This is a genomic window from Gardnerella sp. DNF01199S, assembly GCF_049244155.1.
GTDB classification, from domain to species: Bacteria; Actinomycetota; Actinomycetes; order Actinomycetales; family Bifidobacteriaceae; genus Bifidobacterium; species Bifidobacterium piotii.
On record NZ_CP058380.1, the window covers coordinates 656,339 to 675,574 of the forward strand.

At 41.4% G+C, this 19,236-nt stretch carries 17 protein-coding genes and 1 tRNA gene; 10 read left to right on the forward strand and 8 right to left on the reverse strand.

Translation table 11 applies throughout. The features are described 5' to 3' along the window. Positions 1 to 57: 57 nt before the first annotated feature. On the reverse strand, positions 58 to 2,148 hold the full coding sequence (locus HXT45_RS02565) for a DUF4037 domain-containing protein (RefSeq protein ID WP_421782162.1): 2,091 nt from the start codon (positions 2,146 to 2,148) through the stop codon (positions 58 to 60). Between the two features lie 130 nt (positions 2,149 to 2,278). Further along, positions 2,279 to 2,352, reverse strand: a tRNA-Pro gene (locus tag HXT45_RS02570). Positions 2,353 to 2,785: 433 nt separating this feature from the next. Between HXT45_RS02570 and lysS the strand changes: the two genes are divergently transcribed. Further along, positions 2,786 to 4,462 (forward strand): lysine--tRNA ligase, encoded by a 1,677-nt coding sequence (lysS, locus tag HXT45_RS02575; protein ID WP_115793828.1) that lies wholly within the window; start codon positions 2,786 to 2,788, stop codon positions 4,460 to 4,462. A gap of 156 nt (positions 4,463 to 4,618) precedes the next feature. Then, positions 4,619 to 5,359: a phosphoglyceromutase gene (locus HXT45_RS02580; protein ID WP_004132563.1), complete on the forward strand. Its 741-nt coding sequence runs from the start codon at positions 4,619 to 4,621 to the stop codon at positions 5,357 to 5,359. 146 nt (positions 5,360 to 5,505) lie between these two features. Here HXT45_RS02580 and phoU read toward each other — a convergent pair whose 3' ends face one another. Then, complete coding sequence (gene phoU, locus HXT45_RS02585) at positions 5,506 to 6,186, reverse strand: phosphate signaling complex protein PhoU (protein ID WP_421782280.1); 681 nt, start codon at positions 6,184 to 6,186, stop codon at positions 5,506 to 5,508. 166 nt (positions 6,187 to 6,352) lie between these two features. Between phoU and HXT45_RS02590 the strand changes: the two genes are divergently transcribed. Continuing rightward, positions 6,353 to 7,774 (forward strand): sensor histidine kinase, encoded by a 1,422-nt coding sequence (locus HXT45_RS02590; RefSeq protein ID WP_421782165.1) that lies wholly within the window; start codon positions 6,353 to 6,355, stop codon positions 7,772 to 7,774. A gap of 71 nt (positions 7,775 to 7,845) precedes the next feature. On the opposite strand, the gene HXT45_RS02595 is transcribed toward HXT45_RS02590, so the two are convergent. Then, positions 7,846 to 8,112, reverse strand: a complete 267-nt coding sequence (locus HXT45_RS02595; protein ID WP_004130283.1) for a hypothetical protein — start codon at positions 8,110 to 8,112, stop codon at positions 7,846 to 7,848. A 145-nt stretch (positions 8,113 to 8,257) separates the two neighbouring features. Between HXT45_RS02595 and HXT45_RS02600 the strand changes: the two genes are divergently transcribed. From HXT45_RS02600 to HXT45_RS02610, 3 genes are all read left to right on the forward strand, one after another. Continuing rightward, positions 8,258 to 9,283 (forward strand): CHAP domain-containing protein, encoded by a 1,026-nt coding sequence (locus HXT45_RS02600; RefSeq protein WP_421782167.1) that lies wholly within the window; start codon positions 8,258 to 8,260, stop codon positions 9,281 to 9,283. A 99-nt stretch (positions 9,284 to 9,382) separates the two neighbouring features. Then, complete coding sequence (locus HXT45_RS02605; RefSeq protein ID WP_115757237.1) at positions 9,383 to 10,150, forward strand: C40 family peptidase; 768 nt, start codon at positions 9,383 to 9,385, stop codon at positions 10,148 to 10,150. Between the two features lie 226 nt (positions 10,151 to 10,376). Further along, positions 10,377 to 11,420, forward strand: coding sequence for a universal stress protein (locus tag HXT45_RS02610; protein ID WP_004132552.1), 1,044 nt, complete (start codon positions 10,377 to 10,379; stop codon positions 11,418 to 11,420). Positions 11,421 to 11,527: 107 nt separating this feature from the next. Here HXT45_RS02610 and HXT45_RS02615 read toward each other — a convergent pair whose 3' ends face one another. Beyond that, on the reverse strand, positions 11,528 to 12,766 hold the full coding sequence (locus HXT45_RS02615) for a glycosyltransferase (RefSeq protein WP_004130279.1): 1,239 nt from the start codon (positions 12,764 to 12,766) through the stop codon (positions 11,528 to 11,530). Between the two features lie 151 nt (positions 12,767 to 12,917). Next, positions 12,918 to 13,337 carry an OsmC family protein gene (locus tag HXT45_RS02620; protein WP_004132549.1) on the reverse strand — a complete coding sequence of 140 codons (420 nt, stop codon included), beginning with the start codon at positions 13,335 to 13,337 and terminating at the stop codon, positions 12,918 to 12,920. A 116-nt stretch (positions 13,338 to 13,453) separates the two neighbouring features. On the opposite strand from HXT45_RS02620, the gene HXT45_RS02625 reads away from it, so the two are divergent. The 3 genes from HXT45_RS02625 to HXT45_RS02635 all read left to right on the forward strand — a co-directional run bounded on the left by HXT45_RS02625 (position 13,454) and on the right by HXT45_RS02635 (position 15,593). Further along, positions 13,454 to 14,326: a thymidylate synthase gene (locus HXT45_RS02625; protein WP_421782170.1), complete on the forward strand. Its 873-nt coding sequence runs from the start codon at positions 13,454 to 13,456 to the stop codon at positions 14,324 to 14,326. 79 nt (positions 14,327 to 14,405) lie between these two features. Further along, entirely contained in the window at positions 14,406 to 15,029 is a 624-nt protein-coding gene (locus tag HXT45_RS02630; protein WP_421782282.1) for a dihydrofolate reductase, read from the forward strand. Between the two features lie 18 nt (positions 15,030 to 15,047). Then, positions 15,048 to 15,593, forward strand: coding sequence for a low molecular weight protein-tyrosine-phosphatase (locus tag HXT45_RS02635; RefSeq protein WP_004130272.1), 546 nt, complete (start codon positions 15,048 to 15,050; stop codon positions 15,591 to 15,593). Positions 15,594 to 15,694: 101 nt separating this feature from the next. Here HXT45_RS02635 and HXT45_RS02640 read toward each other — a convergent pair whose 3' ends face one another. Continuing rightward, positions 15,695 to 16,480, reverse strand: coding sequence for a DUF4191 domain-containing protein (locus tag HXT45_RS02640; RefSeq protein ID WP_102704984.1), 786 nt, complete (start codon positions 16,478 to 16,480; stop codon positions 15,695 to 15,697). 171 nt (positions 16,481 to 16,651) lie between these two features. Continuing rightward, positions 16,652 to 17,308, reverse strand: coding sequence for a DUF3043 domain-containing protein (locus HXT45_RS02645; protein WP_415696393.1), 657 nt, complete (start codon positions 17,306 to 17,308; stop codon positions 16,652 to 16,654). Positions 17,309 to 17,445: 137 nt separating this feature from the next. On the opposite strand from HXT45_RS02645, the gene HXT45_RS02650 reads away from it, so the two are divergent. Continuing rightward, on the forward strand, positions 17,446 to 18,813 hold the full coding sequence (locus tag HXT45_RS02650) for a dipeptidase (RefSeq protein ID WP_018641225.1): 1,368 nt from the start codon (positions 17,446 to 17,448) through the stop codon (positions 18,811 to 18,813). Positions 18,814 to 19,236: the final 423 nt, after the last annotated feature.

Sequence of the window (19,236 nt, forward strand, 5' to 3'; positions counted from 1 at the left end):
TTCGATTAGCGTTGTTGTGCGCTAATAGAGTTTCACGAGTTTTAATTTTCACGAGTTTTACAAGCTATGCAAGCATGAATCTTTTTGCTTAATATGTGCTTCAACATACGGGCGCTGCCATTCTAAAAACGTTTCGCCGCAATCGCTTAAGCTTTGATATTTAAGCTCTTTCACTACTTCGTTGCACACGTTTTGAATAATCTCGTTTATTTTAGATTCGGCTTCGCTACTTCCTTTTGTGCCTTCGCCAAATCCGATTCCACCAAAGCACGCCGCGGAGCTTAGTCGCATAAGCGATTCAAGCTGATTGCACACGTTTGAAAGTCTAGACGCCATTCGCGCGCTGAGCTTGCGTAAAGCTGCAAATTGCCACTTATAATATGGCAAATATCCTGCACTTATTGGGTTATTTAGCAAAAATACGATTGAAGCGGCTGCGCGCACAAACTCGTTTATAGAAAGCCATGCTGCAGCTCCGTCTTTTCGCGCTAGCATTCGTGGAACATTGTATTGGCCTGCTTGAGCCATCATGCCAAGCCTTCTAGAGATTAGCGAGATTCTCACATCGTCTGGCATAAGCTTAAAACTTTGACGCGTTTTGCTAAATTCTCCAAGTGGGTCTGCAAAAATTTGGCCGTTCGTAGCTGCAGCAAGTGTTGACTCGTTTAGCGAAAGCCACAAATACGGCTCGTCTTGGCTTGGAGCAGTAGCAAATCCCGTTATGTTTTCAAAAAATTCGCTTGTACTAAATACTCCGACTCGCTTGCTGCTTTCGCATGATTTAGCGCGCGGAGTTTCTTCGCGAGAGCCAAATCCAGCAAATTCTTGCGGCAAATCGTTGTAAGCTGCTTGCAAATCATCGCCAATTTTCGCATAGTCTTCATCTGTAAGCCATATGCAGAATCCTGGGCCAAAATCGTGGTCTCTAGAAATCTCGTCGTCAAATCCGTAGCATTCCGATCCGTGACCGACTAATCCTGCAGCTATGCGGTTTTTATAGTCCCTAAATTCTTCAAGTTCAAGCAGCGGCTTTCCGTAGGTTTGCCAATATTCTTTTGCAAGTTGCATGCCGTTTTTAATTTTTGTATTATCTTCTGTTTTTATAGTTCTGCTTGATTTTATAGTGTTATTTGATTGTATAGTTTTATCTATTTTTATGGTTTTATTTGATTCTGGATGCGGCTCATCGGTTTCTGGCGATTTTTCCGCAGCGCACTGAATCGCATCCGCCACGCCAGTCTCCGTAAATTTTTCTGCTGCCTTCTGTGCTTGCTGTAGATTTTCCAACGTAATCGCATAGGACTCGCTATCTTTTCCGTAACATTGTGCTATTAAATCAAGCGCTTTACTGTATGCGTCTACAGAATCGGAATACTCTTTTCGTGCGTATTGAACTTGCGCATATCCAGCTAAAGCAGATGCGTAATGTGGCTGATTTTGGTTGTTTCCTGCAATGTACATGCGAATGCTGGTTGAAGCGTGTTCAAAAGCAGCGTTAAGACTATTAGATTTGCTATTCGTGCTTTCACTAGGCTGCGAGCATTCTTGCAAAATCGCAAGCGCAAGATTTGTGTGAGTTGCTGCTATATCTATGTCTGTTGAAGGATTGATACTCGATTTTTGCAATATGTCTAATGCTTTTTCAAGCTGATCTATTGCTTCTTTAATTTTGCCTGTTTCGCTATAAAGCATTGAAAGATTGTTGTGAAGGGCAGCGAGCTTTCTATCGTTTGGTTTTAGTGTTTTCGATGATTCTTTAAGAGCTTTAGAATATATTTCTGTTGCGCGCTCATAATCGCCAGCTGCGCGAAGGCTAGTAGCAGCGTTTATAAGTGTTGTTGTGCCAGCTTCACTGCCTGCTAGTTGCATTTTATCTGAAAGTTTTAGCGCACTATCAATGATTGGCTTGTTTTTTGCGTATTCTCCTCTAGACCTATAAAATCCCATCAACTCATTTAACACAGATAGTTGCAATGCTTGAGCGCTTGCTTTTTCTTGGTTTGATTCTTGGCTTGCATCTTGCGATTCGTCTGGCTCGCAATTTGCTTCGTGCAGAGCATTTAGCAAGTATTTTTCGATTTCTTGTGCGTTTGCGTGATTAGCAAACATATTGTCTAGTTCTTTATACAATTGCGAAACGCTTAACATTTAAGCCACCTTGCTTCTTGCGATTTAATTCCGTTTTGCTCACTACTCAATCATACAAAATTATGCGTTTATACAGAATTATAAGTTTATAAGAGTGTTGCAATACGCGCGATTGTGCAAAAATCAAAAGTCGGGCTGGTGGGATTTGAACCCGCGGCCTCTTCGTCCCGAACGAAGCGCGCTACCAAACTGCGCTACAGCCCGATGTTATTGTGTGAATTCATCTTACAAATACATGATGCAACTACATATTGAATTGTGCAAGCAGCACTACAATAACTTGGTTATAATAGCGTGAACTTGCTACAAAATATAATTGTGTGTCGTTAGTGTGTGTCGCTAGTAAATAAATTTTTTGAGATTTTATTAAAAATTTACTTTCACTTTTTATGGCTTACATGCAATCTGCAATATTTGCAAAATCATGTCTCTTTTCGTAAATAATTTTGTATATCTTAATAAAATAATAAAAATTTTTACTGTAAATCTATTTTTCTTCCGAAAACAGAAAAATATAAATATTTCTATAAAAATGTGTATTTGATGTAAAAATGATTCGCACAATCAACTAAATAACGCAATAAAACGTATTTGTTGTGCACTTATCTGTATTACCTAGTAGCTACAATTAGCGACTATGAGTGACACGAATACTACAATGCTCGCTGCGCAAAACGATGCAGCAGAAAATGAATCAACAGACAACGTCAACAAAATTGACACCGTTGAGCATGCCGAAATGCTGCTCGCGCAGGATGAGGCTATTGCTAAGCGTGTAAACGAGGGCGCAAGTCTGGACGAAGCAATTGACCCAAGCAATAAAGAGTTTGGTCCGCTTGCCCACCCAGAACAGGTGCAAATGCGCGTTGCAAAGCGCGCGATGATGCTTAAGGAAGGCGTGCAACCATACCCAGTGCATCTTAATGTTACAGATACAATCGAAAAAGTGCGCGCTGATTTTGACGGTAAGCTTCAAGCTGGCGAAGAAACAGATACCGAGGTTGGCATTGCAGGCCGCGTGCTTTTCTTGCGTAACGCTGGAGGCTTGTGCTTCGTTAAGCTTGCGGCAGGAGATGGCACTACGATTCAGGCAATGGTTTCCAAGAAGGAAATCGGCGAAGAATCCATTAAAAGCTTCAAGCAGATGGTTGATTTGGGAGACCATTTGTATGTTCGCGGTCGCGTTATTTCTTCCAAGACTGGCGAGCTTTCCGTATTTGCAACCGAGTGGGCGATTGCTGCTAAGGCTTTGCAGCCGCTTCCAGCTTTGCATAAGGAATTAAGCGACGATACTCGTACTCGCAAGCCATATATTGGCATGATTGCAGACGAGAAGATTCGCGATATGGTTCGTAGGCGTTCGCATGCTGTGGCTTCTCTTCGCCGCACTTTCGACAGCCACGACTTCCTTGAGGTTGAGACACCAATGTTGCAAACGGTTCACGGCGGTGCTGCTGCTCGTCCGTTTACAACTCATATGAACGCTTTCGATATTGATCTCTACTTGCGTATTGCTCCAGAGCTTTTCTTGAAGCGCTGCTTGGTTGGTGGCATTGACCGCGTGTTTGAAATCAACCGTGATTTTAGAAACGAAGGCGTGGATGCAACTCACGCACCAGAGTTTACAATGCTCGAGGCATACCAGGCTTACGGCACTTACGATACTATTGGTGCTCTTACTAAAGAGCTGATTCAAAAGGCTGCACTAGACGCTTTTGGTTCCACTAAGGTGACTTTGCTTAATGGCGAAGAGTATGATTTTGGCGGCGAATGGAAGCAGATCACCATGTACGGTTCGCTTTCCGAAGCTTTGGGTGAGGAGATTACACCAGAAACTTCTGTTGAGCATTTGGGCGCAATCGCAGACAAGCTTGGCGTTGAGCGCGACGAAGTTGAGAATCACGGCAAGTTGGTTGAGCACTTGTGGGAGCACTTCTACGAGGATAAGCTTTATGAGCCAACGTTTGTGCGCGACTTCCCAGTGGAGACAAGCCCACTTGTTAAGGGTCATCGCACAAAGCCAGGAATGGTTGAAAAGTGGGATTTGTACGTGCGTGGCTTTGAGCTTGCAACCGGCTACTCCGAGCTTAACGATCCTGTTGTGCAGCGCGAGCGCTTTGTTGCTCAAGCTAAGGACGCTTTGGCTGGAGACGTTGAGGCAATGGATATTGACGAGGACTTTATTGAGGCTCTCGGCGTTGGTATGCCTCCTGCTGGCGGCATGGGAATGGGAATTGACCGCTTGCTAATCGCACTTACGGGCGCAACCATTCGCGAGACGATTACGTTCCCACTCGTAAAGCCACTTCGCTAGTTGTGATTATCGCTAGTTGTATCAGTTATAATCAGCTGAATTAATCTTAAAAGTCGTTGAATGCTGTTTTTAGTGTTCGGCGACTTTTTTGATTAAATTTTTCGTGTTTGTTTACTTTTTGTAAGTAGTCGTACGAAACGAATAGACTAGGTAATTATGACATATAAATTAGTATTGCTCCGACATGGTCAGAGCGCATGGAATAAGACCAATCAGTTCACTGGTTGGGTTGATGTACCGCTCACTGAGCAGGGTGTTGAGGAAGCTAAGCATGGTGGCGAGCTTCTTAAAGAGAAGAACGTTCTTCCAGACATCGTGTTCACTTCTTTGCTTCGTCGTGCTATCAATACCGCGAATTACGCGCTTGATGCAGCCGACCGCCTTTGGATTCCAGTTCGCCGCAGCTGGCGTTTGAACGAGCGTCATTACGGTGCTTTGCAAGGCAAGAACAAGTCTGAGATTCGTCAGGAATATGGCGATGAGAAGTTTATGATTTGGCGTCGTTCTTACGCAACTCCACCTCCACAGATTGATCCAAACGATGAGTATTCTCAGGCGAATGATCCTCGTTACGCAGGCGACCCAGTTCCAGAAACTGAAGCTTTGGCAAACGTTGTGACTCGCGTAACTCCTTATTGGGAGTCGGATATTATTCCAGAGCTTAAGTCTGGCAAGACTGTAATGATTGCAGCTCACGGCAATAGCTTGCGCGCAATCGTTAAGATGCTCGACAACTTGAGCGAAGAAGAGATTTCCAAGGTGAATATTCCAACGGCTATTCCTCTTCTTTACGAGTTGGACGAGAACTTTAAGCCAATCAAGCCTCGCGGTGAGTATTTGGATCCAGAAGCTGCTGCTGCTGGTGCTGCTGCCGTGGCTGCTCAGGGTCAGAAGTGAGTTTGATTAGCTTAAGTTAGCTTAATTATCTTAAATTAACTTAAATAAAAAGTAGGTTTGCAAAATTAATTGCAAGCCTACTTTTGTTTTACAAGCTACGTTTTTTAGGTTTCTATTCAAAAATCGTGTTCTACGCCACTTGTGTTTTATGCTACAACTGTGTCTTTATCTGGTTCTGGCTTCTTAGTTGGGTCAAATCCCGAAACAATAAATACAACTTGCCTTGCTGCAGCAACTGAATGATCGCCGATTCGCTCCATGAATCTGCTTAAAAGCACTAAGTCAATCAACTGTTTTCTAGTGCCGTTCCAGTCTTCGCCTTCTACAAGCGCAAAAATGTGTTCGTGCAACTTATCCATTACATCGTCGCCGTGAATAATTGCATCTGCTACATTAACGTCTCTATTTGAAAGCATGTCTGTTAGTTGCGTAGAAAGAGCGCGCAAAAAGTCAACCATTTTTTCAACAGTTTCTTTTGCTTGACTTGGTATTGCACAATCAGGCCAATTTCTTCTTGCGATTTGCGCAACGTGACTTGTTAAATCTCCCATGCGCTCAAAAGTTGCAGCAAGCCTCATAGTTGCAACTACTTCTCGCAAATCTGTTGCAACTGGATTTTGACGTGCAAGCAATATTAAGCATTGATCTATAACGTTTGCTTCTAGTGCGTCTAGCTTTGCGTCGTTATCTATAACCGTTTGCGCAGCTTCTAAGTCTGCGTTTACTAGAGCGCTTCCAGCATCGTTCATGGCTTTTGCAACAAGCTCTGCCATGCGTTCAATGTTTAATGCAACTGCCTTCATCTCTTCGTTGAAAATCACTCGCATGGTGTGTCCTTTCTTGCGTTCAATCGCGCTAAATTGCATTGGAGCATATTCGCGTTTGTTTAGATTGCCCTAATCAAGTATAGACTACTGTGCGCACGTGCGTTAAACGTATTAGTCACTGTATTAGTCGCTTAAATGTGAGCGCGTTAGAGTATTCTTTAAGAGTATGCTTCAAGATTCGCCATATTCGCCTTTAATGGTGTTTGTTGTTTTTGCTTTGATTGCACTTTGCGTTGCAATTGTTGTGGTTATGTTTGCTTTTGACTTTGTTCTATCGGCATTTCGTAATGTTTTTGTTCCATTTTTTGATTCTACTTTTAGTCGTATTTTTATGACTTTTAGACGTGGTTCTAAGCGCATCTTTCGCATCATTTTTCATAAGAAAATGCAAAAAGTTTTAGGCGATTCCGACTTTGATTCCGATTCCGACTTTGATATAGACGATAGTTCCGAAGACATTAGCTCCGACGCTTGCGCTGTTTTAGCTATGCTTCCAGGAGCTACGATTGTTGTTGATAAAAATAACGACGTTTTGCGCGCAAGTTCACAAAGTTACACTCTTGGAGTTGTTTTAGACGATTCGATTGTTCAGCCGCGCGTTTTGCAAGCTGTAAATAACGTGCGTTTCTCTGGAGGCTATGAAAGCTTTGATTTAGTGACATTTACCCCCAAACAGTATGTAACAATTAGTGAAGATAATGATTTTTATGTAGATAATGTAGATAAAACTTCGTATTTGCAATCTTCGCCTGCTTTCAATTCTTCTTCAACACAATCTAGCGATTCCGCGTCTAATCCTTCTACAATTTCTAGACCTAATTGGCTTAATATTACAGTTGGAAGTGTTGGAGCCGGCAAAGTTGTTGTTATTATAAACGATTCCAGCGCGGAGCATCTTTTTGAGCAAACGCGAAACGATTTTATAAGCAATGTCTCCAATCAACTTATTAGCTCAACACGCATGATTTCCAGCCTTACTAATGTTTTGCAATGCAAAGATGTTAATGCAAGTCGTATTAAAGATATTGCTGCGTCTGCTCAAAAATCGTCTAAACACTTGGAACATATGTTAGAAGATTTGCTTCTTCTTATGCGAGCGCAAAGTCCTATTGATACTTCAAAAGCTAGTGTTGTAAACGTTTTGAAAGTGTTGGAAGATGTTAAAAATCTTGTTTCTGCTCTTTCGTCTAGTCAAAATGTTCGCGTAATTATTAAAGCAGATTCTTCACTTAACATTTTAGCGGATTCTAATCAAATAAGCAGTGCGATTAGAAAACTTGTTGAAAACGCTATTATCTATTCTCATAAAAATAGTGTTGTTGCGCTTTGCGCTTTAAAGTCAGAAGATAATAGATTTGCTGTTATTCGCGTTGTTGATTCTGGAATTGGAATCCCGCTAAAAGATCAGCCGCGTATTTTTGAACGTTTTTATAGATCGAGTAATCAAAATGACTTTAGTAAAGACGGCGTTGGATTAGGTCTTGCTATTGCTAAGCACGTGGCTCTTACGCATCACGGCAGCATAACATTGTGGAGCAGGCCTGGGCAGGGAACTACTGTTAATTTTGCTATTCCGCTTGCAAAGTAGTGAGCAAAGTAAGCCGCAAAGTAGGGCGCAAAGTCTTATGCAAAGTCTTGTTGCAAAGCTTGATTAGTAACTTATTTTCCTAATCTTCTATAATCCCAGCGATCAAAGTGTTCCCAGATTAAAAGCAAAATTCCAATTGCAAATCCGCTAAGGCAAATTACAGCAAAGAACCACAATAAAAAGTGTAAAATAGCAAGAACAACTGTGATTAATGATGCTATGAGCCAAATAATCGTTCCAGCCATAAATGCTTTGCACAAGTCTACTCGCAATGGCTTAGGCGCTTCTTTGCGCGCATCTGGATTAATAATCGGTGCTAGCTTCATATGATTAACCATACATCTTTGCGTGTTCAATATCAATTTTAAGAATTACATTGCGTATTGTGTTGCGTATTGCGTTGCGTATCCGTACCACATTGTATCCTTTAGATTTGTAAGTGTGAATTTGTGAATACATTTAGAAGATTTTAGGAGCGATTTTATGAAGCATGCTGAGCATGGTGCTAAAGCAAAGGGGCGGTTTAATTCGCCTTTTATGCTTTTTACCTCTGTGCGCGGTTCGCATGCATCTTCTAACAATCATCATGCATTTTCTAGCAATAATAGTGCAGCCGTTTTAGCAAATAATGGTGCTGTTGTAAGCCTAGAAAACGTAGATTTAGAGAACGTAAATCAAGAATTTGCTGTTTCGTTATCTCGTCGCCAGCTTCGTTTAGCACGTGTTGCTAAAGAACGTAAGAATCGCATGATTGTTTCTGCTTCTTTGTTTGCGTTAGTCGGAGCTGCTTTAACTTCTATGACGTTGAACAAGCCTAATAGCATTGATTCTTTGGCTTCTAAATCTTATTCTTCTAAGTTGAGTTTTGTAGACGATTCTTCTGCTCAAGCAGCATCTCGTTCGAGTATGCGAGAAAGCATTAATCGCGCTAATAAATATTTGAACTTTAGCAGTGCAGTTGCTGGCCTTGAATCTGATTTAAGCGCATTTTCTACTAAGTCTTCTCATAAGTCTAAGTGGGATTTGGGTTCTAATTCCGATTTTAAGGTGTCGGAAATGTCTAAGTCTGCAGCAAATAATCCGAATGTTGCTGTTTTCTTGGATTCAGACGCAAAGATTGTTCCATCTGGTTTTAATCCAAATCACGATTCTGGCGATTCAGGAAATGCTTACGAATTTAGCCAATGCACTTGGTGGGTTTATGTTCGCAGGCATCAGCTTGGCCTTCCAGTTGGCTCCAATATGGGAGACGGATGGATGTGGGGCTGGACTGCTCGCAAGCTTGGCTACTGGGTAGATAACACACCTCGTCATGTTGGAGACATAATGGTGTTTGGCCGTGGTCAGGCTGGAGTTAACCGCGCTTATGGCCACGTTGCAATCGTAGAAAAGATTAATCAAGATGGTTCTATAGAAACATCTGAATCTAGCGCCGAATATCATGGTAGAACTTATTCAAGAGCTGTTAGTGCTAAAGATGCTTCCGCTTTTGAGTTTATTCACTACTAATCTTTTAAGAGTTACTTGCATAATATTAGATTTATCAACTTTTGTTGGTTTATTATGCGTTTTTAGGTGCTTTGTATTGTTAACGTGTTAACATCGCTAATGATGGTTAAGCAAAAGTTTGAACAAAAGATTAAACAAAATAAGATTTTTTCTTCTATAGTTGCGGGAGCTGTATGCACAGCACTTCTTGCTACTATGGTTCCTTTTGCTTGTGCTTATGCAGAAGAGTCTGCAGTTACTTCTACGCGTTCCTTCCCGAAAGTCACATCTGTTAAGCGTGATTTATTAACAGAATCTACTTCTACAAGCGTTGATTCTAATTCACATTGGGGTGGGATTGAGTCTTTAAATGTTCCTCAAACTAAAAGTGCTGCAGAGTTGGCTGCTCAGGCTGCTGCTCAAGCGGCAGAGGAAAATGCGCGTAATGCTGCTCGCAATAATGATGGCGATTACGATTCCGCTGCAAGCCGTTCTGGTGCTAGAGGAACATCGCAAAGCTATTTTGTTGCTCCTCCAGATGGTTCTTCTACGTCGGCAATGCTTAATTTTGCTGCTCAATTCTTAAACAAAGTGCCGTATCGTTCTGGTGGAACAACTCCTGCTGGTTGGGATTGCTCTGGCTTTGTACAATACGTTTTTGCAAATATGGGTGTTTCTTTGCCTAGAACTTCTGGTGCGCAAGCAACAGTTGGCACAGCTGTTCCAAGTCTTGCTCAAGCAGCTCCAGGAGATATTATTGCAAATGGCACTCACGCCGCGATTTACGTAGGCAATGGAATGGTTATTAATTCGCAATATGGCGGAACAAAGTATAGTCCTATTCCTTACGTTTTTACATCTGCTTATTCCATTCGCCGAGTTTTCTAGCATAAGTTTTTGGCGTAAGTCGCAAGTTTTCTAGCGTTAGTTTTCTAGCGTTAGTTTTCTAGCGTTAGTTTTCTAGCGTTAGTCGCAAGTTGTTTTAGCAGAAATCGGCAATTGGCAAGTCATAAATAGCAAATCTTCTGTGTCGCGATAGACTCAAAACAATTAAACGGCTATTGTAGTATTTAAGCAAAGATTGCAAAATTCGCGCAATACTAGGAGGATCTAGATGACACAGAATGTTATTACACAAGAAAAAGCTGTTCTTGTAGGCGTTGATGGTTCTCATGCAAGCTATAAGGCTGTTTGGTGGGCGTCAAACTACGCTAAGCATGCTGGATTGCAACTTCAAATTGTTTGTGCATACTCTTTGCCAAGTTATGCTGCTGTGTCTTTTGACGCAACTTATACTGCCATCGGAGACGATAATGTTGCTCATCAAGACGCTCAAGAGATTCTTTCTAAAGCTAAAGCTGTAGCTTTAGAGCAGGGTGTGGATGCAACAACTTTGATTGTTACTGGCGACCCATCTTCTGTGTTTGTGGAGCTTTCTAGAAACTATCAACTTATTGTTATTGGAAACCGTGGCAAAGGCGGATTAGCAGAGCGTTTACTTGGCACAACAAGTTCTTCGCTTCCTGCATACGCTTATTGCCCAATTGTTGTTGTTCCATATACGGATGATGATGGTCAACGAATCCACTTGAACAATAAGATTTCTAAGATTGCTGTTGGCTCCGACGAGTCTAAGTGGGGATTAAAGGCACTTGAGATTGCTGCAGATTTGGCAGATAGTTGGAATGCTCAATTAGATGTGATTTCTGCTGTTCCTAGCGTTCAAGGAGCCGAGGGAGATACTGCAGTTATGGGATCTTATATGGAAGATCTTGACGAGCGTGTAAAGCCAATTTTGCAACGCTTGCCAAACTTAAAGATTCATCGTTCTGTAGTTCCTGGCTCTGCTGTAAACGCTTTGACTCAAGCTAGCTTAAACAACGATTTGGTTGTTGTTGGATCTAGGGGCAGGGGTGGATTTACTGGTTTGCTTCTTGGCTCGATTAGTCAAGGTTTGCTTCAGCATTCGTCTAGACCAGTGTATGTTGTTCCTCGCAAGTATGTGGAGCTGAGCGCTGCACAAGTGGCTCAGCAGGCTAAGGTAAGTAACGATACTAGTGCTATTGATTCTATAAGTGGTGTTCATAAAGTTGATGTTCCAAAGGCTGGTGTTGAAGAAGCTAAGCAAATTGAGCAAACAATCGATCCGCTTCACTAAAGTAGTAACGCTAAGTAGTAACACTAAGCGTTAAAACGTAAATCGCGTATAAGGCACTAATTGTGTTTTATACGCGATTTTTCAAACATACATATGCTAATATGCTTTTAGTTTTTCTTAAGCAAGAAACGCGCTCGTCTTGCCTCTCGAGCAGCGCGCTTTTTAGCAAGTTCTTGATTGTTAATGCTGATTGCGCGCTCATAAATCTTAATTAACTCTTGAGCTTGCTTTTTAAAGTCATTGTTTTTTGAATATTCAAGAACATTTGCTTTTAGCTGCTCTTGCTCTTCTTTGCTCATATTAAGAACGCGGCTAAACACTTGCTTAAAGTCTTCTTTAGAATCCCATTGGTATCCATTTTTGCCACTAATAATTTGATTTTCATTAGGAGCGTCGTGCTTAACAAGCGCAAATAAGCCAGAGGCCATTGCTTCCAGCATAGAAAGCGAGTGCATCTCTGATAGTGAAGCGGTAGTGTAGTAGTCCATTGCGTGCAAATATTTAGGAATTTGCGTGTGTTCAATAGGTCCTAGAAGGTAGATTCTATCTTCAAATCCTTTGCTTGCTACCTTATTGCGCAAGTCTTCTAGATCAGGGCCTCCGCCAATAACAACAAGTCGAGCTAAATCGCGAGGAAAATCACAATACATAAAGTTGTCAATCAACTCGCTAATGTTCTTTTCGGCTCCGATTCTTCCAACAAAAACAAACAGCTTTGTAGAATCTGCAATGCCGTATTTTTTACGGAATTCTTCTCTAAAAGCAATTCGTTCTGGTGTTGGCAAGAACTTTTTGTATTCAACAGCATTGCTAAGAACAACAACCTTTTTATCAACTTTTTGTCGGTCAATATAAGCTTGAGCCTTAGCAGACATGCTGGTAATAATTGTTGCGTTTTTAGAAAATCGCGTAAAATATTTTGCCGATATATTCCTAGAAAACTCAGTAAAATGCTTTAGACCAATGTAAAACAGGAATTTATCGTATTCGGTGTGTAGCGTGTAAACAACAGGAACATGCTCTTTTTTGGCCACTTCTAGGCCTATTTCTCCAATGCCAAATTCGTTTTGAATATGAATAACATCTGGTTTAAAGTTAATCGGGAACTTTTTGCGCATGTTTCCAATTGGAATTGCAACCCTATACTTGTAAAGCTTTTTCAAAAGAATGCCTGGAACGTACACAACGCCGTCTACAAGCTTGGTTTTACGCTGTTTTTCGGAGCCAACTGTAACAACAAGAACTTCGTGACCAAGTTCCTCGTACATTTTTTTAAGCATGTAGGATTGTGTTGCTACGCCGTTTATGTATGGTGGATACGTTTCTGTAAAAATCGCGATTTTCAAAGTTTCCTCCGATTACATAAATAGCTTACATAAATAGCTCTAACAACGTTAAAAGTTTAGCATTGTGTTTAGCATTGCGCCACAAATTGTGATTTTTTGCGTTTTTAGCGTTTTATATTTGGTGTTTTTAATGTTTTAGTGTCTTAGTGTCTTAGTGTCTTATATTTACTGTTACACGCACTTGTGCGCCACGTTCAAGAGTGTGCTTAACTGTGCAACCCTTGCTAATATGCTTTTCCATACGCTCTTTTAGTGCTTGTGCATCTTCGTTAGTTAGCGCAGGCTTTGCGCTTGTAGCGTCTACTGTTAAGTCTTCTTGGAATCTTAAGTAAGTTCCTTCTTCTGGGTCGTAAGTGCCATTTACAACTACGCGCGCGCCTTTTCCTTCTCCAATCGCATGCTCAACAGCGTATTGGCTGCTTAAAGCTGTGCAACCAGCTAGAGCTATTTGCATTAGTTCTACGGGAGAAAATTGCCCTTCGCCTTTGCCAAATTTTAGTGTTGCTCCGTCTTCGCTTTTTGCAATCCAAGAGCCGTCTTCTAAACGCTCAACCCATATTCTTCTAGACATTTTTGCTCCTTTGCATTTGTTGTGCTTAGCTAAAACAATTATATAGAGATGTACAGTATAAGTATATTTGCACATGCATTGGTAGTGTTGAATTTAGCTAATGATAGAATAAACGTATGGCTTTAACTCAACAAGAACTTGCAGATTTGCGCGCGCGCGTGCCGCAAAAACCAGTGTCAAATATTCCTACTCCTTACGAGGATTTGGTTAGAAAAATCTTTATGGAAGGCACATTAAAATCAGATCGCACTGGCACGGGAACAATATCTCTTTTTGGTCAGCAAATTCGCTTTGACTTAAGCAAGAGTTTCCCGCTTATAACAACAAAAACCGTGTTCTTTAAGGGGCTTGCGTACGAGCTTCTTTGGTTCCTTAAAGGCTCTAGCAATGTGCGTTGGTTGCAAGAAAACGGTGTGCATATTTGGGATGAGTGGGCAGACGAAAATGGCGATTTAGGGCCTGTTTACGGCGTTCAGTGGCGTAGTTGGCCAGCTCCAACCGCGCAAAATCCAAATCGCACAATCGACCAGATTGCAAACGTTATGGATCTTATTAAGAATCATCCAGATTCTCGTCGAATGATTGTTAGCGCATGGAATCCTGCAGAAGTAGAGAATATGGCTTTGCCGCCTTGTCACTCGCTTTTCCAGTTCTATGTTGCCGATGGCAAGCTTTCTTGCCAGCTTTACCAGCGTTCTTGCGATATGTTCCTTGGCGTGCCATTCAACATTGCGTCTTACTCGCTTTTAACAATGATGATGGCTCAACAAGCAGGATTAGAGCCAGGAGAGTTCGTTTGGACTGGTGGCGATTGCCATATTTACGACAATCACGTTGAGCAAGTGCTTGAGCAGCTTTCGCGCGAGCCTTACCCGTATCCGCGGCTTGAGATTCGCAAAGCTGATTCCATTTTTAGCTACGACTATAGCGATTTTAAGGTTGTTGATTATAAGCATCATCCTACGATTAAAGCTCCTGTAGCTGTGTGAGCTTTTGGTTGTTTGCTTGTTTGCTTTGTTTAGTGATTGATTAGTAGGCTTACGTAGGAGTTTTATGACTAACAATATTATGACTAACAATATTCCCGTTCGTTTAATTTGGGGGCAAGCATACGATTTTGAAGGCCGTACAGGCGCTATGGGTGTAAATGGCGGTATGCCTTGGCGACTTTCCCCAGATTTGCGCTATCTTAAGGCAATGACAATCTCTTGTCCAGTAATAATGGGTAGAGGAACTTGGGATTCTATGCCAGAAAAATTTAGGCCTCTTCCTGGTCGCGAAAATATTGTTGTTTCTAGGAATCCAGACTTTAATCCAAATGGAGCAAAAAGTTTTACAAAGATCGAAGACGCAATATGCTACGCAAAAAAGTGGATTGAAGATAATCCTATTGAGCATGTAGATTCTTTTGATTTGCCAAAAGATGGCAGAGCAATTTGGATTATTGGTGGCGGCGCAATCTTTAGAGAAGTGATTGAGTCACAAATTGTTGACGCATCTTATGTAACTCAAATTGACGCTAGAGTAGAAGCAGACACGTTTGCTCCAAACATTCAAAAACTTGTAGATGATGGATTGTGGAAAGTTGCGCGCGATGGCGATTGGCAGGAATCGCCTATAAAAGTTGGCGAAAAACAATTCAATACAAAATATAAGTTTATGGTTTATGAGCCAGTTAAATCTAAAAAATAAGCTAGATTAAGGATATGTATGGAATCTTTAAGCAAAATTCACGTAGATGCTAAGCATCCGTATGTTGTTATGACAGTTTGCACGGGGAATATTTGCAGATCTCCAATGGCAGAAATTGTTTTGCGTAACGAGTTTAAGCTTAGAGGATTAAGCGATGTTGTTGCTGTAAAATCGTGTGGTGTAAGCGACGAAGAATACGGAAATCCGATTGATAGGCGTGCGCAAAAAGAGCTTAAAAGTAGGGGATATTCTTTGCCATTAAGCCATTTTGCGCATAGGATTGAGCGAGACGAAATAGAAGAGACGAATCTTTTTCTTCCAATGACGGCTTCGCATATGCAATCTTTGCTTAGGATTATTCCGCCGCAAAAGCGTAGTCTTGTACACATGTATAGGTCTTTTGATCCGTCTTTAGAAAAGCCACAAGCTGGTCGCGAAGCTGTTTTAGATTTGGCAGACCCTTGGTATGGTGGTCCTAAAGAGTTTGAGATTGCAATGGATCAAGTGGAGGAGTGCGCTCCGTACATTGTTGATTGGGTTCAGTCGCGTATAACGCGTGAATAGTATTTGCATATAAATCGCAAGTAAAATCGCGTATAAATATATTAAAACCAGACGAACCGCTTGGAACGTCTGGTTTATTTTATACGAAAAAACTTAAGAATTTATTTTCCTCTTAAAGCTCTGCGGCTCACGCGTGGAGTATGAGTTGGGTCAATTCCCTTTGGAATTCCAAACCCTTGCTTTCCTTGCAAAGTGCGTAAACGGTCGTTTAGAATCGCAAGCTCTGTTTTAGTAAGGAAGAATCTGCGATTTGGATGAATTGCAGCAAGAGGAGCAAACTTGTGATTTGTAGGAATCAAAGTTTTAGACTTTAGAACTTTACTCCTTAAATCCTTAAGCTTAATTTGATTTTGGCCATTTCCAACGCAAATGCGGTAAACAGGAATATTGGATCCAGCTGTAACACTTTTAATAGCATGCTCTTGGCGTTCCATAGCATGAGTTAGGCGTTCGTAATTGCCTTCTCCAACAAGAAATATTCCGTTAAAACCAGTTCCACGCCAAATTGCATCTTTGGTGCGAGGATCAACCCATACTGGCTGTTGTGGGAAAGTAAAACCGCCTTTATTGATTGCGCTTAAAATTCCAGCTGCAGCTCCAGGTTTACCTTCTAGTTTTGCGTATCCAACTTTATCTGCGCGCTTTGTTAGAACAACAGTAAAAAGCAAAAGACCAAGCATAAGCGCTGTTACAATCATCATAATCCACGTAAAAATGGACCAGCGTAAAATAGCGCCAGCTATAACGCATAACACTACAGGGGCTACAAAAGCCAAGCCAAGCCAAAGCGGAAGCTGCTTATCTTCTGTATACGTGTACTTGTAAATGCGCACAATTTGTGAAATCATGCCCGATTTCTTAGTGTTCTTTGACTTTTCGTTTGCCATTTTGCGTTTATCCCCTATACGATATTCGCGTTAATTTTGTTTGTGCTTATTGCAAGGTTTTCTACAACGGGTTTACTACCACATTTGTGCAACTATTACTTAAGTAGCCTTAAGTAGCATGCTACAAACACACATTTCTATAAATCATATCTTTGTTGGTATACTAGCGTTTTACTTTGGCCAATTACCGCGTTTTGGCGTGCTCGGCTTTGGTAGCCTCCATCTGCGCATTTGTATTGCGCGACTGCAAGCATACATTGCAGACCTAGAGCTTTTAGCAACAGCAGCCTGGCCGTACCTTTTAACAAGTTCTTTTCTAAGTTTTCGCCACATTATTAAAACGTCAATAATCGCAGCAAAAAGATACGCGTAAAGAATAATCGCAAGCGCAAAATAAAGAGCAATATACTTAGTAGACAAGAAGTTTTGTGTAAAGAAGATGCAAATCATAATTACGATTGCGAATGGAACGAAAAACTCGCCAATATTAAAGCGTGCATCTACGTAATCGCGAATATAAACTCTCCAAGGAAGCTGCTCCGACTTTGGCATATGCGCTAAATCGCCATTTTTCATAGCTTCGTATTGTGCGTTTTCTCTTTCGCGCAATCGTGCTCGCGCAGCCTTTGCGCTAGCTTTTCTATCGGTTGGAACTAGCGGCCTAAGATTTTGCGCTGCAGCTTCGCTTTGCTTTGGAGTTGGAGCGTTTTTTGTGCGAGTTTTTGCCTTATTTTCTACTTTATTTTCGCTATTTTCATTGGCTGCTGATTGATTGCCATTTTGCGCATTATTATCAGCATCTTTTTTTACAAATGGATTCCATGTCATGTTTGCAGATTACCCAACAGACTAGACGCGTTCCATAGATTTTGCTGGCTGTTAATGTTGTTAATAGTGTGATAGTGGTTAGATAGTAGTTAACTGCTTGACTATTTGTTTTGGCTATTTGTTTTAAGGAGATTTGTATGGCTAATCTTAATGTGGAAGATGTTAAGAATCGTGTTAGCGCTGCGTGGAATGATGTTATATCCGTTCTTAGTAAAAAGATAGAGCTTGGAGCTGTTTCTGCTAAAGGCATTACTGGGGATCATATGCGCGCTTCGGCTGAATACGTTGCTGGAGTATTGCGCGAAGTGGGCGTTGATGCTCGCGTTGAGCAGTCTCAAAATCCAGATGGCACTCCAGGCGCATTCGAGGTTGTTGGATCTAGAATTGTAAATCCAAATGCTCCAACTGTTTTGCTCTACGCTCATCACGATGTTCAGCCTGTTCCAGATGCAAGCGAGTGGAACACGAATCCTTTTAAAGGAACCGAGATAGATGGGCGCTTGTATGGTCGCGGCAGCGCGGACGATGGCGGCGGAATTGCCATTCACTACGGTGCTTTGCGCGCTTTAAGTGAAGATTTAGGCGTAAACATTAAAGTGTTTATTGAAGGCGAAGAGGAGATGGGCTCTCCAAGCTTTATTCCTTTTATTGAGTCTCACAAAGATGAGTTTGAATCCGATGTAATTATTGTTGCAGACTCTGGAAATTGGTCTGCAGAAATTCCAAGCCTTACAACTAGCTTGCGTGGAAACACTACTGTAGACGTTAAGGTTAAGGTTCTTAATCATCAAGTTCACTCGGGTCAGTTTGGTGGACCTATTTTAGATGCATACACGCTTGCTTCAATGCTTGTTGCTTCTCTTTACAACAAAGACGGCGATTTGAATGTTCCTGGAATTGAATCGCAAGAGCCTGTTGGTGGCTTGCAACGCGATTTAGACGAGTCGCAAGTTAGAGCCGATTCTTCGGTAGTGGATTCATACAAGCTTGCAGGAACTGGATCTTTGGCTGCACGAATGTGGACTAAGCCAAGTTTGACTGTTATTGGAATGGACGCTCATCCAGTAGAGGAAAGCTTTAACGTTATTGCTCACGAGACACGCTTGCGACTTTCGCTTAGAACTGCGCCTTGCCAGCGTCCTGAGGAAGCACAAAAAGCATTGAGTGACTTTTTGGTTAAAAATGCACCGTTTGGCGCGCAAGTAACTGTAGAGCCTCTAGATAATGGCATGGGTTGGGCTATGGATCCAAATGCTGTTGCAACTAAAGATGCGCTCGCATCTATGAAAGACGCTTTTGGTGTGGATCCTATTAATAAGGGCGAAGGTGGTTCGATTCCATTTATTCCAGAATTGCAAAGAATCTTCCCTAAAGCTCAAGTTTTGGTTACAGGTCCAGAAGATCCAAAGTCTAATGCTCATAGCCCAAACGAGTCGATTTCTCTTTCTGGCTTGAAGTCAAATATTGTAACGGAAGCTTTGCTTCTTAGCCGTTTAGCGAAGTAATAAAGCAGTGAAGTAATATTGTAAGTTCTAACTCGCGCATAAAGTACCTAGGTATATGAATTTTGATGGATTTTGTGCGCGAGTCTACACAATGCCGTAAAATTTTCACTCGACACGGGTGCTTTGCGTTAATTCGTAAAGCTGAGAGAAACCGCTTGAACGTGAATCCAGGTAATACTGGCGCACGGAGATCTGTTTTTCCCGTGCCTAAAAGTAAAAAGGCACAATCATGTCAACAAGCGTCTTCTATGCATATAGCAATTAAATGCTGTATGCTGTTTAGATTTTTCTAAGCAAGTAGGCGTTTTGGGATTGTAGGATTTGCTAAGATTCTAAGATTTGTTAAGATTCTAAAAATCTATAGTAAAGTCTAATAATCCTAAAAATAATTTAATAAATAATTAAATAAAAATCATTGCCATA